Annotated in this window: 15 protein-coding genes; 12 read left to right on the top strand and 3 right to left on the bottom strand. The window is 63.7% G+C overall.

All coding sequences use genetic code 11. The features are described 5' to 3' along the window. The first annotated feature begins 217 nt into the window (after nt 1-217). The 6 genes from radA (at nt 218) to NKJ67_RS30055 (ending at nt 5,856) form a co-directional block, all read left to right on the top strand. Nucleotides 218-1,621 carry a DNA repair protein RadA gene (gene radA / locus NKJ67_RS30030; protein WP_352584866.1) on the top strand — a complete coding sequence of 468 codons (1,404 nt, stop codon included), beginning with the start codon at nt 218-220 and terminating at the stop codon, nt 1,619-1,621. 63 nt (nt 1,622-1,684) lie between these two features. Then, a complete protein-coding gene (locus tag NKJ67_RS30035; protein WP_127267853.1) occupies nt 1,685-2,344 on the top strand; it encodes a CvpA family protein in 660 nt (219 codons plus the stop codon). Nucleotides 2,345-2,448: 104 nt separating this feature from the next. After that, nucleotides 2,449-3,918, top strand: a complete 1,470-nt coding sequence (purF, locus tag NKJ67_RS30040; RefSeq protein ID WP_013532528.1) for an amidophosphoribosyltransferase — start codon at nt 2,449-2,451, stop codon at nt 3,916-3,918. A 44-nt stretch (nt 3,919-3,962) separates the two neighbouring features. Continuing rightward, nucleotides 3,963-4,703 carry an SDR family NAD(P)-dependent oxidoreductase gene (locus NKJ67_RS30045; protein ID WP_013532529.1) on the top strand — a complete coding sequence of 247 codons (741 nt, stop codon included), beginning with the start codon at nt 3,963-3,965 and terminating at the stop codon, nt 4,701-4,703. A gap of 136 nt (nt 4,704-4,839) precedes the next feature. Beyond that, nucleotides 4,840-5,469, top strand: a complete 630-nt coding sequence (locus NKJ67_RS30050) for a hypothetical protein (RefSeq protein WP_127267854.1) — start codon at nt 4,840-4,842, stop codon at nt 5,467-5,469. Nucleotides 5,470-5,634: 165 nt separating this feature from the next. Then, nucleotides 5,635-5,856, top strand: coding sequence for a hypothetical protein (locus tag NKJ67_RS30055; protein WP_013532531.1), 222 nt, complete (start codon nt 5,635-5,637; stop codon nt 5,854-5,856). A gap of 3 nt (nt 5,857-5,859) precedes the next feature. Here the strand turns inward: NKJ67_RS30055 and NKJ67_RS30060 are convergent, their stop codons facing one another. Continuing rightward, nucleotides 5,860-6,366 carry an OsmC family protein gene (locus NKJ67_RS30060; protein ID WP_127269953.1) on the bottom strand — a complete coding sequence of 169 codons (507 nt, stop codon included), beginning with the start codon at nt 6,364-6,366 and terminating at the stop codon, nt 5,860-5,862. 204 nt (nt 6,367-6,570) lie between these two features. On the opposite strand from NKJ67_RS30060, the gene aguA reads away from it, so the two are divergent. Both aguA and NKJ67_RS30070 read left to right on the top strand, forming a co-directional pair. Then, nucleotides 6,571-7,677, top strand: a complete 1,107-nt coding sequence (aguA, locus tag NKJ67_RS30065) for an agmatine deiminase (RefSeq protein ID WP_127321130.1) — start codon at nt 6,571-6,573, stop codon at nt 7,675-7,677. Nucleotides 7,678-7,722: 45 nt separating this feature from the next. Continuing rightward, nucleotides 7,723-8,817 (top strand): polyamine ABC transporter substrate-binding protein, encoded by a 1,095-nt coding sequence (locus NKJ67_RS30070; RefSeq protein ID WP_352584870.1) that lies wholly within the window; start codon nt 7,723-7,725, stop codon nt 8,815-8,817. 21 nt (nt 8,818-8,838) lie between these two features. Here the strand turns inward: NKJ67_RS30070 and NKJ67_RS30075 are convergent, their stop codons facing one another. Next, nucleotides 8,839-9,540, bottom strand: a complete 702-nt coding sequence (locus tag NKJ67_RS30075; RefSeq protein ID WP_352584872.1) for a helix-turn-helix transcriptional regulator — start codon at nt 9,538-9,540, stop codon at nt 8,839-8,841. 152 nt (nt 9,541-9,692) lie between these two features. Between NKJ67_RS30075 and NKJ67_RS30080 the strand changes: the two genes are divergently transcribed. The 3 genes from NKJ67_RS30080 (at nt 9,693) to NKJ67_RS30090 (ending at nt 13,260) form a co-directional block, all read left to right on the top strand. Further along, nucleotides 9,693-11,210 (top strand): S10 family peptidase, encoded by a 1,518-nt coding sequence (locus NKJ67_RS30080; protein ID WP_352584874.1) that lies wholly within the window; start codon nt 9,693-9,695, stop codon nt 11,208-11,210. A gap of 175 nt (nt 11,211-11,385) precedes the next feature. Further along, on the top strand, nt 11,386-12,273 hold the full coding sequence (locus NKJ67_RS30085) for a DMT family transporter (protein ID WP_127321134.1): 888 nt from the start codon (nt 11,386-11,388) through the stop codon (nt 12,271-12,273). Between the two features lie 60 nt (nt 12,274-12,333). Next, nucleotides 12,334-13,260 (top strand): DMT family transporter, encoded by a 927-nt coding sequence (locus tag NKJ67_RS30090; protein ID WP_127272333.1) that lies wholly within the window; start codon nt 12,334-12,336, stop codon nt 13,258-13,260. A 133-nt stretch (nt 13,261-13,393) separates the two neighbouring features. On the opposite strand, the gene NKJ67_RS30095 is transcribed toward NKJ67_RS30090, so the two are convergent. Further along, nucleotides 13,394-14,248, bottom strand: coding sequence for a LysR substrate-binding domain-containing protein (locus NKJ67_RS30095; RefSeq protein ID WP_127380772.1), 855 nt, complete (start codon nt 14,246-14,248; stop codon nt 13,394-13,396). A gap of 113 nt (nt 14,249-14,361) precedes the next feature. Here NKJ67_RS30095 and NKJ67_RS30100 point away from each other — a divergent pair, with 113 nt between their 5' ends. Next, complete coding sequence (locus NKJ67_RS30100) at nt 14,362-14,769, top strand: tautomerase family protein (protein ID WP_256745653.1); 408 nt, start codon at nt 14,362-14,364, stop codon at nt 14,767-14,769. The last annotated feature ends 73 nt before the right edge of the window (nt 14,770-14,842 follow it).

The following is a 14,842-nucleotide window of genomic DNA, read 5'->3' on the forward strand; positions in this document are numbered from 1 at the left end:
TGAGACAGGTCTCGTTCCTTGGCGCCCCCCTCTGTCCTGCCGGACATCTCCCCCTCCAGGGGGGAGATTGGATGTCATCGATCCTTTCGCCAATTTTTGGCGTTGAAAAGAAGGCGCAAGGGCTGAAGCTGCAAATCTCCCCCCTCGAGGGGGAGATGGCCGGCAGGCCAGAGGGGGGCGCTGCCCCGCCAGCCTGTCACCGCGTGGCATCTCTCTGATGGCCAAATCCCGGGTCCAATTCATCTGCCAGAGCTGCGGATCGGTGCATCAGCGCTGGGCCGGCAAATGCGATGCCTGCGGCGAGTGGAACACGCTGGTCGAGGAAGGCACGTCCGGCGGCATCGGCTCAGGACCAGCCAACACGCGCAATGCCCGCAAGGGCCGCGCGGTGGTGCTGACCACGCTGTCCGGCGACATCGAGGATGCGCCGCGCATCATTTCGGGCATCGGCGAACTCGACCGCGCCACCGGCGGCGGTTTCGTGCGCGGCTCGGCGCTGCTGGTCGGCGGCGATCCTGGTATCGGCAAATCGACGCTGCTCACCCAGGCGGCCGCGGCACTGGCGTCAAAGGGCCACCGCATCGTCTATGTCTCGGGCGAAGAGGCGGTCGCGCAGATCAGGCTGCGGGCGCAGCGGCTTGGCGTCGCATCTTCTCCGGTGGAACTTGCCGCCGAGACCAATGTCGAGGACATCCTGGCGACGATCGCCGACGGCAAGCGGCCTGATCTCGTCATCCTGGATTCGATCCAGACGCTGTGGACCGACCTTGCCGATTCGGCACCGGGCACCGTCACACAGGTGCGCGCTGCCGCCCAGGCGATGATCCGCTATGCGAAATCCACGGGTGCTGCGATCGTGCTGGTCGGCCATGTCACCAAGGAAGGCCAGATCGCCGGGCCGCGTGTCGTCGAGCATATGGTCGACGCCGTGCTCTACTTCGAGGGCGAAGGCGGCCATCACTATCGCATCCTGCGTACGGTGAAGAACCGTTTTGGACCGACCGACGAGATCGGCGTCTTCGAAATGTCGGACAAGGGCCTGCGCGAGGTTGCCAATCCGTCCGAGCTTTTCCTTGGCGAGCGCCATGCAAAATCGCCCGGGGCCGCGGTTTTCGCCGGCATGGAGGGGACAAGGCCGGTGCTGGTCGAGATCCAGGCACTGGTCGCACCCTCCTCGCTCGGCACGCCGCGCCGCGCCGTCGTCGGCTGGGACGGCGCCCGGCTGTCTATGATCCTGGCAGTTCTCGAAGCCCATTGCGGGGTGCGCTTCGGCAGCCACGATGTCTATCTCAACGTCGCCGGAGGCTACCGGATTTCGGAGCCCGCGGCCGATCTGGCAGTGGCGGCCGCCCTGGTTTCCTCGCTCACCGGTCTTGCCCTTCCCGCCGATTGCGTCTATTTCGGCGAAATCAGCCTTTCGGGCGCCGTGAGGCCGGTTGCGCATGCGCAACAGCGCCTCAAGGAAGCCGAAAAGCTGGGTTTTGGAAGCGCGGTTCTGCCTTCGGGCAGCGGGGAACTGGCCGGGGGGATCGGGGCCGGTTCTCTCCAGCCGACCGAGCTTGCCGACCTCGTGGCACGCATAGCCGGCTCACGCCGAAGCCGCGTGGACGAAGAAGATTAGAGCATCGGACCCAGAGCCCGATGTTCCGCGCTATAATGCGGCTCATGGAGTGGGGCGAAAGACATGCCGATTACGCTGCTTGACGGAATTCTCGTCGGCTTCACTCTGGTCTCGGCGATGCTCGCCATGGTTCGCGGCTTTTCGCGCGAAGTCCTGTCCGTCGTCTCCTGGGCAGCGGCGGCAGCGGCGGCGTTCTTCTTCTACAAGCCGGTTGTGCCTTACCTCGCGCCCTACATCGAGAATGAAAAGATCGCCATGGCGGCCGCCGCCGGCGTCGTCTTCATCGTCGCGCTGATCGTCGTATCGGTCATCACCATGAAGCTCGCCGACTGGATCATCGATTCGCGGATCGGCGCGCTCGACCGTACGCTCGGTTTCCTCTACGGCGCCGCGCGCGGCATCCTGGTCGTCGCCGTCGCACTGCTGTTCTTCAACTGGCTGGCTGGCGCCAAGGCACCGGCCTGGGTCACGGAGGCCAAGTCGCGGCCGCTGCTGGAGCAGATCGGCGCCAAGCTCGAAAGCCTGCTGCCCGAGGATCCGGAAAACGCGATTCTCAAGAAGCTCAATCCGAATCAGCCGGCCGCCGAGACGCCAGCTGCTCCGGACGCACCGGCTGCGGATGCTCCGGCAGGCGGCGACGATGCCAACACACCAGCGCCTGACGACAATGACGCAACACCTCCGGCCAACAACGCTCCGGCACCGGCGGCACCGGCAAACTGACGCCGAAAACGGCGTCAGGATCCGACGATGGTGTGAACGACCGCACGGCCCGCGTTGCTTTCGGCGCGAACCCGCATTATATGGCGATTTTAGCGGAGCTTAAGATGGCAGACGCAGACGACGTGCTTTCCGCCGAGGCCGACGACCATTTCCACGACGAATGCGGTGTGTTCGGCATTTTCGGCCGGCAGGACGCCGCGGCCATCGTTACATTGGGCCTGCATGCGCTGCAGCATCGCGGCCAGGAAGCGGCCGGCATCGTTTCCTATGACGGCAGCCAGTTCCATGTCGAACGCCATGTCGGCCTGATCGGCGACACCTTCACGAAGCAGCGCGTCATCGACAGCCTGCAAGGCAACCGCGCCATCGGCCATACGCGCTACGCCACCACCGGCGGCGCCGGCATGCGCAACATCCAGCCCTTTTTCGCCGAATTGGCCGATGGCGGCTTCGCCGTCGCCCACAACGGCAATCTGACCAACGCCATGACCGTGCAGCGCGCGCTGCAGAAGCAAGGCGCGATCTTCTCCTCCACCTCCGATACCGAGACGCTTTTGCACCTCGTCGCCACCAGCAAGGAGCGCGACCTCAACTCGCGTTTCATCGATGCGGTGCGGCAGGTCGAGGGTGCCTTTTCGCTGGTGGCGATGACGGCCAAGAAGATGATCGGTTGCCGCGATCCGCTCGGCATCCGGCCGCTGGTGCTCGGCGATCTCGACGGCGCCTGGATCCTGGCCTCCGAAACCTGCGCGCTCGACATCATCGGCGCGCGTTTCGTTCGTGACCTGAAGCCCGGCGAGATGGTCGTCGTCACCTCCAAGGGCATCGAGAGCCTGTTCCCCTTCGAGCCGCAGAAGACCCGCTTCTGCATCTTCGAATATGTCTATTTCGCGCGGCCGGATTCCTCGGTGGAAGGCCGCAACGTCTATGAGGTGCGCAAGCGCATCGGCGCCGAGCTGGCGGTTGAAAGCCCGGTCGAGGCGGACATCGTCGTGCCGGTGCCGGATTCGGGCACGCCGGCGGCGATCGGCTTCAGCCAGGCCGCAGGCATTCCCTTCGAGCTCGGCATCATCCGCAATCATTATGTCGGCCGCACCTTCATTCAGCCGGGCGATTCGATCCGCCACATGGGCGTCAAGCTGAAGCACAATGCCAACCGCCGCATGATCGAGGGCAAGCGCGTGGTGCTGGTCGACGACAGCATCGTGCGCGGCACCACCAGCCAGAAGATCGTGCAGATGGTGCGCGACGCCGGCGCCAAGGAGGTGCATATGCGCATCGCCTCACCGCCGACACGCGCCTCCTGTTTCTACGGTGTCGACACGCCGGAGAAATCGAAGCTCCTGGCATCGCGCATGTCGATCGAGGAGATGGCCGAGTTCATTCGCGTCGATTCGCTCGGCTTCCTCACCATTGACGGGCTCTACCGCGCGGTCGGCGAGGCCAGCCGCGACAACGACCAGCCGCAATTCTGCGATGCCTGCTTCACCGGCCAGTATCCGACCCGCCTGCTCGACTTCGAAGGCCACGACAATGTGCGCACGCTGTCGCTGCTGGCGACGAGCGGGACGTAGGCCGGACCGTCATCAGCGTTAGTCAAATTCCCGGAATCCATCGCATGACCCTCGACCTTTCCGGCCGCGTTGCGGTCGTCACCGGCGCCTCGCGCGGTATCGGCTATTTCATTGCCAAGGAATTGGCTGCCGCCGGCGCGCATGTCATTGCGGTGGCGCGCACTGTCGGAGGACTGGAAGAGCTCGACGACCAGATCAAGGCGGCCGGCGGCCAGGCGACACTGGTGCCGCTCGACCTCGCCGACATGGCCGGTATCGACCGCCTGGGCGGCGCCATCCACGAACGCTGGGGCAAGCTCGACATTCTCGTCGCCAATGCCGGCGTGCTCGGCGTCATCTCGCCGATCGGTCATGTCGAAGCAAAAACCTTCGAGAAGGTGATGACCATCAACGTCACCTCGACCTGGCGGCTGATCCGCTCCGTCGACCCCCTGCTGCGGCTCTCCGACGCTGGACGAGCGATCATCCTGTCTTCCAACGCAGCGCACTCGGCGCGTGCCTTCTGGGCACCCTACGCGGCGTCCAAGGCCGCGGTGGAGACGATGATGCGCTCCTGGGCGCATGAGACGCAGAGCCTGCCGCTCCGGGTCAATGCCGCCGACCCCGGCGCCACCCGCACCGCCATGCGTGCCCAAGCAGTGCCGGGCGAAGATCCCGAGACGTTGCCGCATCCCTCCGAGATCGCCAAACGCATCGTGCCGCTGGCCAGCCCGGACCTGAAAGAGACCGGATTGATCTTTCAGGCCAAGCACAATCGGTTCGTCGCCTATCGCCAGCCGGAATAAAACTAGAGCCTTTTTTGCCGCATGTCGGTTTCCCAAAAACCACTGCATACTTTTAGGCGACATGCGTAGGGATTAAACAGGCCTCCGGCAACGTTTCTTCTGATGTAACCCGTCGAAGACCAACCGGAGGACCGACATGCGTAAACTGCTTCTCGCCACCGCCGCCACCCTGATCGCAGCCGCGGGCGCCGCTTACTCGCAAGATGCCAAGATGAGCTTCTTCGTCACCAGTGTCGGTTCCGGCAAGGGTGCCGACCTCGGCGGCCTCAAGGGCGCCGACGCGCATTGCGCGTCGTTGGCGGAAGCCGCCGGCGTCACCGGCAAGAGTTGGGCCGCCTATCTGTCGACCAGCGACACCGACGCCCGCGACCGCATCGGCAAGGGGCCATGGGTGAACGCCAAGGGCGTCAAGATCGCCGACGATGTCGCCTCGTTGCACAGCGATGCCAACGGCATCACCAAACAGACAGCGCTCAACGAGAAAGGCGAAGCGGTCAACGGCCGCGGCGACACGCCCAACCGCCACGACGTGCTGACCGGCTCCAAGCCCGACGGCACCAAGATCGCCGACCAGACCTGCGGCAACTGGACGATGAGCGGGGCGGAAGGCGCCGCGATGATGGGCCATCATGACCGCGCCGGTCTCGACGATTCGGCAGCGGCCAAATCCTGGAATTCCTCGCACGCCTCGCGCGGCGGCTGCAGCCAGGAGGCGCTCAAGGGCACCGGGGGCGATGGCTTGTTCTATTGTTTTGCCACCAACTGAGCCGATTGCGCTTCGAAATCGGGCTGGAAACCCCCGTCACATCACGCGGCTGTGATGTGACGGCGGGAAGCTGTGCGGCGGTCAGGCTTTCGTCATTTCCATGGAGTTGGTAGGGTCACAGCGACTCCCACAACAGCGCCCAACTGGCAGAACAAGGAAATCCCCATGGCTACGACCGCAGCAGCGTTGGTCTGGTATCTGGTAATCGCCGGCCCGCAAGGCGGCATGGTCGTGCTGCCCAGCACCTTCGACAAACGCGAACAGTGCACCGCCGCCATCACCGAATATCAGAAGCAGCCGACACCGGCCGGCTGGTCGGTGCAATGCGTGCCGAGCGCCTCGCCCTTCACTGACGAGGGCGACGCCGAAGAACCGTCGGCGCAGTAAGCATCAGCGGCGTGCGCTCACCGTCAGCTCCGGCTTCTGGCTGATGGTCTGGAACACCACGCAATAACGCTCGGTCAGCTTCAGCAGCGAGTCTACCCGCTCCTGCGGCTCAGCGGTGTCGAGGTTGAAATTGAGCCGGATGGCGCGAAAGCCGACCGGTGCATCCTTGGCGACACCGAGCGTGCCGCGAAAATCGAGATCGCCTTCGGCCTCCACCGTGGCGGCGCCGAGCTTGAACTCGAGCGCCGTCGCCACCGCCTTGAGCGTCACCCCGGCGCAGGCGACCAAGGCCTCCAGCAGCATGTCGCCCGAGCAGAGTTCAAGCCCTGAGCCGCCTGTTGCCGGATGCAAGCCGGCGATGGCGAGCGCCCTGCCCGTCTCCACCTTGCAGGCAACCGACTGGTCATCGATCGAGCCCTTGGCGCGAAGCGTGATCAGAGCCTGCGAAGCATCGTCACGGTAGGCCTGCTTCAGCGGCGCCTGCATGGCCTTCAGTTCGGTCGCATCCATCCGCTTTTCCCCTTTCGTCGACTGCTTGCGTCACCGGCATACGCCGTCCGGTCGAGATTTGCGCCGATCACCGTGGCAAGGCAATGCCGTTCCGCAACAGGAGACAGCGGTCAACACCGATATCCCAAATGGGACATTGACGGACAAGGTCCCAAAAACGTCTGATCCGGGCAAGTCATCACTCCATTTCCCGGCGGTCCCAAGATGCCCCGTACCCTCTCGACAAGGCCGAAACAGGATGGGTTTCGCGCGCCCGGCGAATTCGAACCAAAGTCAGGCTGCTGGCTGATCTGGCCGGAGCGGCCGGACACCTGGCGCCTCGGCGCCAAGCCCGCGCAAAAGCTGTTCGTGGATGTCGCCGCGGCGATCGCGCAAAGCGAGCCAGTGACGGTGGCGGCCTCCGCTCGCCAGTGGCAGAATGCCCGAGCGCGATTGCCCGGCCATGTGCGTGTCGTGGAGATGTCCACCAACGATTCCTGGTTGCGCGACAGCGGTCCCAATTTCGTCGTCAACGATCAAGGCGGCGTGCGTGGCGTCGATTGGATCTTCAACGCCTATGGCGGTTTTGACGGCGGCCTCTACGCGCCATGGGACCTCGATGATCTGGCAGCGCAAAAAGTGCTCGAAATCGAGAACATGGATCGCTACCGCGCACCGCTGATCGCCGAGGGCGGCGGGTTGCAATGCGACGGCCAGGGCACCCTCATCACGACGGAGCAATGCCTGCTCAACCGAAATCGCAACGCTCATCTCGGCAAGGCCGAGGTGGAACGCCAGCTTGGTGACTATCTCGGCGTCGACACCGTCATCTGGCTGCCGCGTGGCCTTGCCTTCGACGAAACCGACGGCCATGTCGATGACGTCTGCTGCTTCGTGCGTCCCGGCGTGGTCGTGCTGAGCTGGACCGACAATCGGGAGGACCCGCAATATGAGATTGTGCGAGAAGCCGAAGAGGTGCTGCGTTCGGCCCGTGATGCGCGTGGCCGCGCACTGGAGATCCACCGGCTGCCGCATCCCCTGCCGATCGAGATGACGCCGGAAGAAAGCGAGAGCGTGGACCGGCTGGATTCGACCTGGGCGCGACCGGCCGGAAACCGGATCGCGGCGAGCTACATCAACTACTATCCGGGCAACAGCGTCGTGGTGGTACCGCAGTTCGGCTGCGATCTCGATGTGAAGGCCAAGCAGACGCTGGCCGAGCTGTTTCCCGACCACAAGATAGTCGGCATCGAGAACTCGCGCGAGATCTTGCTGGGCGGCGGCAATGTCGCCTGCATCACCTTGCCGGTCTATGCCCCGCAGCGACGCTGAGGGACGACGCATGCCGAAAACAGATAGCGAAAACGGAGGACATTTATGCGCGCTCTGATCTTCTCAACCCTGCTTGCCTGCGGCGTCTGCGCAAATGCGGCTTCGGCTGACGAGGAAAAGATCGTCAACGTCTACAACTGGTCCGACTACATCGCGCCGGACACCGCCGAGAAATTCGAGAAGGAAACGGGCATCAAGGTTCGCTACGATGTCTATGACGGCAACGAGGTACTTGAAACCAAGCTGCTCACCGGCGGCTCGGGATATGACGTAGTCTACCCCTCAGCCTATCCGTTCCTGAAGAACCAGGTGAAGGCGGGGGCGTTCCTGGAACTCGACAAATCGAAGCTTGCCAACCATTCGAAGATCGATCCGCAGGCCTTGGCGCTGATCGCGGGCGCCGATCCGCAGAACCTGCATGCCGTGCCCTATATGGCCGTCACCGACGGCATTGGCTACAACGTCGCCGCGGTGAAGCAGCGGCTGCCGGACGCGCCGACGGATTCCTTCGCCATGGTCTTCGACGTGGACCTGGTCAAGAAGCTCTCCGATTGCGGCGTGGCCATGATCGATGCGCCGGCTGAAGTCATCCCGATGGCGATGAACTATCTTCACATCGACCCCAGATCGACCAGTCCCGACGACCTCGCCAAGGTCGAGGACCTGATGGGCAAGGTGCGGCCCTACATCCGCTATTTCCATTCGTCGAAATACATCAACGACCTCGCCAACGGCGACATCTGCGTGGTGTTGGGCTGGTCGGGCGACATACTTCAGGCAAGGACCCGTGCGGCGGAATCCGTGAAGAAGCTGGAGATCGCCTATTCCATCCCCAGAGAAGGCACGCTCATCAACTTCGATACGATGGTGGTGCCGAAAGATGCGCCGCATCCCGACAACGCCCAGGCCTGGATCAACTTCAATCTGCGGCCCGATATCGCCGCGGCCAATTCCAGCTATGTCTCCTATGCCAATGCGATACCGGAATCCCTGCCGCTGATGGACAAGGCGATAGCCAGCGATCCCGGCGTCTTTCCGCCTGATGCCGTGAAGGCCAAGCTGTTCGTGGTCGACAACAACGACCCAAAGCTGCTGCGATCACAAAACCGCATGTGGACGCGCATCGTGACGGGGCAATAGCGCCGGCGGAAGCCGTCAGGCTCAAGCGGCTTCGCGGAAGGCCGCCAGCAGCTCGACCTGGGAGTGCACGCCGAGCTTGCGGTAGATCTGCTTGATGTGGTTGCGGACGGTGCCGGGCGAGACGGCGAGGCTTCGCGAAATCGTCTTGGCGTTGCCACCCTCGACCAGATGCCGCGCAACCTCGGCCTCGCGCCTGCTCAGCCGCGAGCGTCCGTCACCGATTGCGGCGCCCTTGTCCCGGGAGCGGCACAGATGAAGCAATCTTTGCAGAATGAGCCTTGTCGCGCTGCTTGCCGCGCAAGCCATCTCCAGATCCTGATCGCCAAAGGCCGGTGCCCCGTTTCGCCGCAGGAAGGTGACATAGCCAGCGGTCAGCCCGTCGAGATTGAACACGCCGGTGATCTCGTCGAAACTGTCGGAAGGGCCGAAGAATTCGCGATAGTAGGGGGTACGCTGGAAGTCGCCATTGCGGAGTGCCGACAGCGGCAACAGGAAATCCTGTCTTGTGCTGGCGAACCTCTGGAAGAAGGGATCCTGGCGATACAGTCGTGCATCGTAGTCGCGGTTCCAGCGATCGGGGCCGGCATCGTCGATGGTCAGGGATGTGATGTCGCGACGGTAAAAGCCGACATAGGCGCGGTCGGAGCCAAGCAGCCCGCTCGCCGCCGCTGTGAAGCGAGCGGACAGTTCTTCAGGCGTCGCGGCCAGGGCCGCAGCCGCCACACCGCCGCTCCAGTGTCCAAACTGATCGAGGGAAACGTTCGACTGCATTCGGGCCACAGTAGCGCAAGCCGTTGCAAGTTCAAAACAGCCATTTCCTTTGACTTCGATCATCTCGGCCATACCTATGCGGGAGTCGTTGTCGCGGAGCCATCATGCCGGTCAAGCTGAAACTGATCTGTCTTATCCTATCGATGCTCGCCGTTCTGGCGCAGCCCGTCCTGGCTGAAACGGCGGAGCGACCGGCACCCGCAGGCGGCGTGCTGTCCCTGCTGCCGCCTCCGCAGACAACCAACCATTCGACCACACTGGCCGGGCGCAAGCTGGATTACCAGGCAAAGGCAGCGACCCTGTCGCTGCTGTCGGGCAACGGCGACGTCACGGCGGAGATCTTCTATGTCGCCTACACGCTGGAGCCGCCGGCGAGCGTGGCCAAAGACCCGCAGCGGCCGATCACCTTCGTGTTCAATGGCGGCCCTGGAGCAGCGTCCGCCTATCTGCATCTCGGCGCACTCGGTCCACGGATAATCGCGACGGGAGCCGATGGCGAACTCCTGCCCTCACCGCAAAGACTGATCGACAATCCGGACAGCTGGCTCGACATGACGGATCTCGTCTTCGTCGATCCGGTGGGGACCGGCTACAGCCGCGAGGCACCGGGGCAGGACACGCGCGATTTCTGGGGCGTCAACCAGGATGCCAGCTCGATTGGCGCCTTCATCCGGCTCTATCTCGCGCAGAACGGCCGCACCGGGTCGCCGCTGTTCCTCGCCGGCGAAAGCTATGGCGGGTTCCGCGCGGCGCTGCTCGCCAGGACATTGCAGGAAGATATCGGCATCAGTCCGAACGGCATCGTGCTGATCTCGCCAGCGCTGGAGTTCACGCTGGTGCAGCCCGACGAATTCGAGCCGCTGCATTGGGCGCTCGAACTGCCGTCACTGGCGGCGGTGCGGCTACGCACCGAAGGCGTCAGCGGCGATGCATTGCGGGAGAAGCTGGCCGAAGTCGAACATTATGCGATGGGCGATTACCTTACGGCAATCACCAGCGGACTGGAGCAAGGCAGACGGCTGGCGAGCCAGCGCGTCGCTGAGATCACCGGCCTGCCACTCGATTTGGTGCAACGGAACTCCGCTCGCATCCCCACCAGCCTGTTCGCAAGGGAGTTCGCCCGTGCCAGCGGCAAGGTGCTCAGCCCCTATGACGCCACGATCGGCACAGCCGATATCGCGCCTGAGAGCGCCCGCATCGCCGGCCCGGATCCGGTGCTCGACCGCAGCGTGCCGGCGCTGACGTCGGCTTTCGTCGGCTATATCCGTGACGAATTGAATTTCCGCACCGATGTCAGCTATCGGCTGCTCAATGGCGAAATCAGCCACAAATGGGATTACGGGACCAGCGCCTCGCGGCAAGGCTATGCCGGAGTGATGGACGATCTGCAGCGCGCACGCTCACTGAACCCTTCGCTTGGTGTCGTGATCGTCAACGGCTACACCGACCTGGTCACGCCTTACCTCGCCTCGCGCTACCTGGTGAACCAGATCCCATCGCTCGCCGATGCCAAGCCTATCCGTCTCGATGTCGTCGAGGGCGGGCACATGATGTATTTCAGGTCCGACGGCCGACGCGCGCTGAAAGAAGCCGCTTCGGAGCTTTACCAGGCGACGCAGTAGGCTTGGCGACAGTGCAGCTCGGCATGGACCCCTGCCCCAACATAACCAGCGGGCTGGCGTAGCGCCGCAGCGATTTTCGCCCTTATAGCTTGGTGCCGAGAGAACTGAATTCACAGCTCCTCGTGTCGCTCCTCACAGCATTCTGCCGCTCCGGCAATTTGGTCCCACGCGCCTTATGGCCGATATCGCCATTCTCGAAACACGCGAGCGGGTGCTTGCAGGCATCCTGCTGACCGGTGCGGCCTATTTGCTGTTTTCGACACAGGATGCTTCGATCAAGCTGTTGGTCGTCGGCATGAGCGTCTGGCAGATCATGTTCTTCCGCAGCATTGCCATTCTGGGCGCGTGCGCGGCGATCGGCGGACGACAGTTGTTTGCCGACACGATGCGGTCGCCGATCGTGCGGCCGATGCTGGTGCGCAGTGCCTTCACGCTTGCTGCGTGGCTGTGTTACTACAACGCCGCGCGCAGCCTGCAGCTCGCCGAGCTGACCACCGTCTATTATGCGGCCCCGATCATCGTCACAGTGCTTTCAGTGTTCCTGCTCGGCGAAAAGGTGCCGATGCTGCGCTGGCTGGCGGTGCTGATCGGCTTTGCCGGCGTGTTCGTCGCTTGCGATCCGACCCATCTCGGCCTGTCCGTGCCGGTGCTGCTGGTGCTGGCGGCGGCCTTCTTGTGGGGCATTGCCATCGTGCTCTTGCGCAAGACCGCCCTTGCCGAGCGCTCGATGATCCAGCTCCTGCTCAACAATTTCTATTTCCTGCTGTTTTCGGCGGTGCCGGCATTGTTGTTGTGGCGGACACCGGACGGGGCTCAGTTGCTGCTCCTTGCCAGCGTCGGCGCACTCGGGGGCCTGGCACAATATCTTCTGTTCGAAGGCATGAAGCGCACACCGGCTTCGGTCCTCGCGCCGCTGGAATACACCTCGCTGTTGTGGGCATTCGCACTCGGCTTTGCGATCTGGGGCGACGTGCCGCGCCGCGAGGTGTTCCTGGGCGCTGCGCTGATCGTCGCCGCCGGCCTGTTGATCGTCGGCACCGAGCATTTTCGCAAACGCCTATGATGTGGATCACCATCATTGCTGACACTACGATGTCAGGACCAAGCGGCGTAGGCTGGTTGCATGACTGACATTGCAGCCGCCACCGACACCGCCGCAGAGCGCACACTCGGCATCATCCTGGTGTCGTCCTCAGCTGCCGTTTTCGGCCTGACCGGTGTTCTGACAAAGTCGATCCATGCCGACCCGTTGACCATCATCTGCTGGCGCGGCTTTGTCGGCGCCATCCTGATCAGCTTCTATGTGCTGTGGCGGCGTCACCGTTCCGGTAACCGCGAAACGCTGCGGCTTGGCTGGCGCGGCTGGCTGCTGGCGGTAGAGGGAGCTCTGGCCAGCATCGCCTTCATCTCGGCGTTCAAGTTCACCTTCGTCGCCAATGTCGCGGTCATCTATGCCACAGCACCTTTCGTCACCGCGCTGCTGGCCTGGGTTCTGACGCGCGAACCCTTCCGGTTGCAGACGATGGTCGCCGCCGCCGTGTCGCTGTGCGGCGTGGCGATCATGGTCTGGTCCGGCTTCGGCACCGGCAATCTGTTCGGCGACGGACTGGCACTGCTGATGACCATCGGCAGCGGCCTCTACATGATCATGGTGCGCGCGTTCCGCGACACGCCGGTGGTGTGGGCCGGCGCGGTTTCGGCGTTCCTGCTGTTCCTGCTCGGCTGGTTCGTCACCGATCCGCTGGCGGTTTCGCAAAGGGATGCCGTTCTGCTCGCCACGTTCGGCGCGTCCTTTGCGTTGTCCTCGATCCTGTGGACGGAGGGCGCGCGGCTCATCCCGCCGGCCGAATCCGGACTGCTCGGCTCGGCCGAAGTGCCGTTCGCGATCCTGTTTGCCTTCCTGTTCCTGGGCGAGATTGCACCAGCCGCCAGCATGATCGGCGGCGTCATCGTGTTGTGCGCGGTGTTCGCCCATGCGGGGCGGGATTGGCTGAGGGCCCGCTCGCAACGCATGGCCGGCCCGCAACGCGTGGCGTCAAATATTTCTTAAAAAAGTGACACAGTCACGGAACCATCATCCGGGTCAGGCATTATGGGTGCGACGGGCCATCCCCAAGTCCCCCCAAACCCCTCGGCCCGTCCTACTCCAAGCCGACCGTAAGGTCGGCTTTTTCTTTGGGCATTCAGCCCGACAAGGCAAGGTTGCCGCTGAGAAGGGCCGCCAGATCGCCCGCCGGACCATCGGAGCCAGCGCGCAACCGGATGGCGAACTCAGCCATTGGAACCTGCGGCAGGCCAAGCTCGCGCGGCGCCTCGACAATGCCGGAATGGGCAAAGCGAGCCGTTCGCAGCGTCAGCGCGACACCGGCGTTCACCGCCGTGCGCAGGCCGGCCAGACTGGCGCTGCCGGCAGCGATGCGGTAGCGGCGGCCGGCAGCATCGAGTGCGGCAAGTGCTGCCTCGCGAAAACCGCAATACGGATCGAGCAGCGCCAGCGGCAATTCCTCCTGCCGCGAAGCCAGCCCTTTTTGCGAACACAGCCATATCATCGGCTCGCGCAGCACGCCGACCTCGTCCAACGCCGCTGCCTGGCGCATGACGATCGCCAGATCGAGGCCGCCAGACTGCAGCGCCTGCGCCAGTTCGGCGGAACGGCCGACCCGCAATTCGATCCTGACGCGCGGATGACTGACGGCGAAGGCACGCAGCAGATCCGGCAGGCCGCTGTCGGCGAAATCCTGTGTCGTGCCGATGGCGACGCGTCCGGCAGCCCGGGCGCCCTTCAGTGCCAGCCATGCCTCGCGATGGGCGGCAAGAATGCGCCTGGCATGGCCGACGAGGTCTTCGCCTGCAGGGGTCAAGCCGCGCCCTCGCCCTTGCGGCGCCAGCAACGGCTCACCGACGATTTCCTCCAGCCGCTGCATCTGGGTGGTCACCGCCGAGGGCGAACGGCCGATGCTTGCAGCCGCCTGGGCCAGTGAGCCGCTGTCGACGAAAGCGAGGAAGGTTCGGAGCAGATCGGGATCGAGCGTTTCCATACTTCGATGTTATCGAATCTTCAATTAAAAACAATTCGATTTTTTTGATTTAAAGTTGGTGGCATGGCTGCTTCAACGGCAATCGGACGCCGCTCAAGCCAAGGAGAAGAAAAATGCCCATCATCAACATCAGCGTCACCGGCAAGCCCGACGCGGCTCTTTCAGCCAGCATCGCAAAGGAGGCCACCGAAATCACCGCGACGCAGCTGCGCAAGGACCCGACGATCACGGCAGTCGCCGTGTCCTATGTCGATCCGCAGCACTGGTTCGCCGGCGGCGAGTCGCTGGCCGAGCACGGCACCAGCACGTTCTGGCTTGATATCAAGGTGGTCGACGGCACCAACACCAAGCTTGAGCTGGAGGCCTATCTGAAGGCGATCTTCGCAGCCTTCGGCCGTCTGCTGGGCGGCGTGCACGAGGAGAGCTACGCCTTCGTACATGAAGTGCCGGCAGCCGCTTACGGCTATGGCGGCAAGACGCAGGAATTTCGTTTCATCAGTGGACGGCTGCAGGCGGCATGACAAGCAGCTTCCCGCACCAAGGGAAGCAAAAGCTCCGCATTGACCTTGCTCCCACATCGTCTAGGTTCTGGCC

This window comes from Mesorhizobium sp. M0088 (assembly GCF_040322895.1).
Classification (GTDB): Bacteria; Pseudomonadota; Alphaproteobacteria; order Rhizobiales; family Rhizobiaceae; genus Mesorhizobium.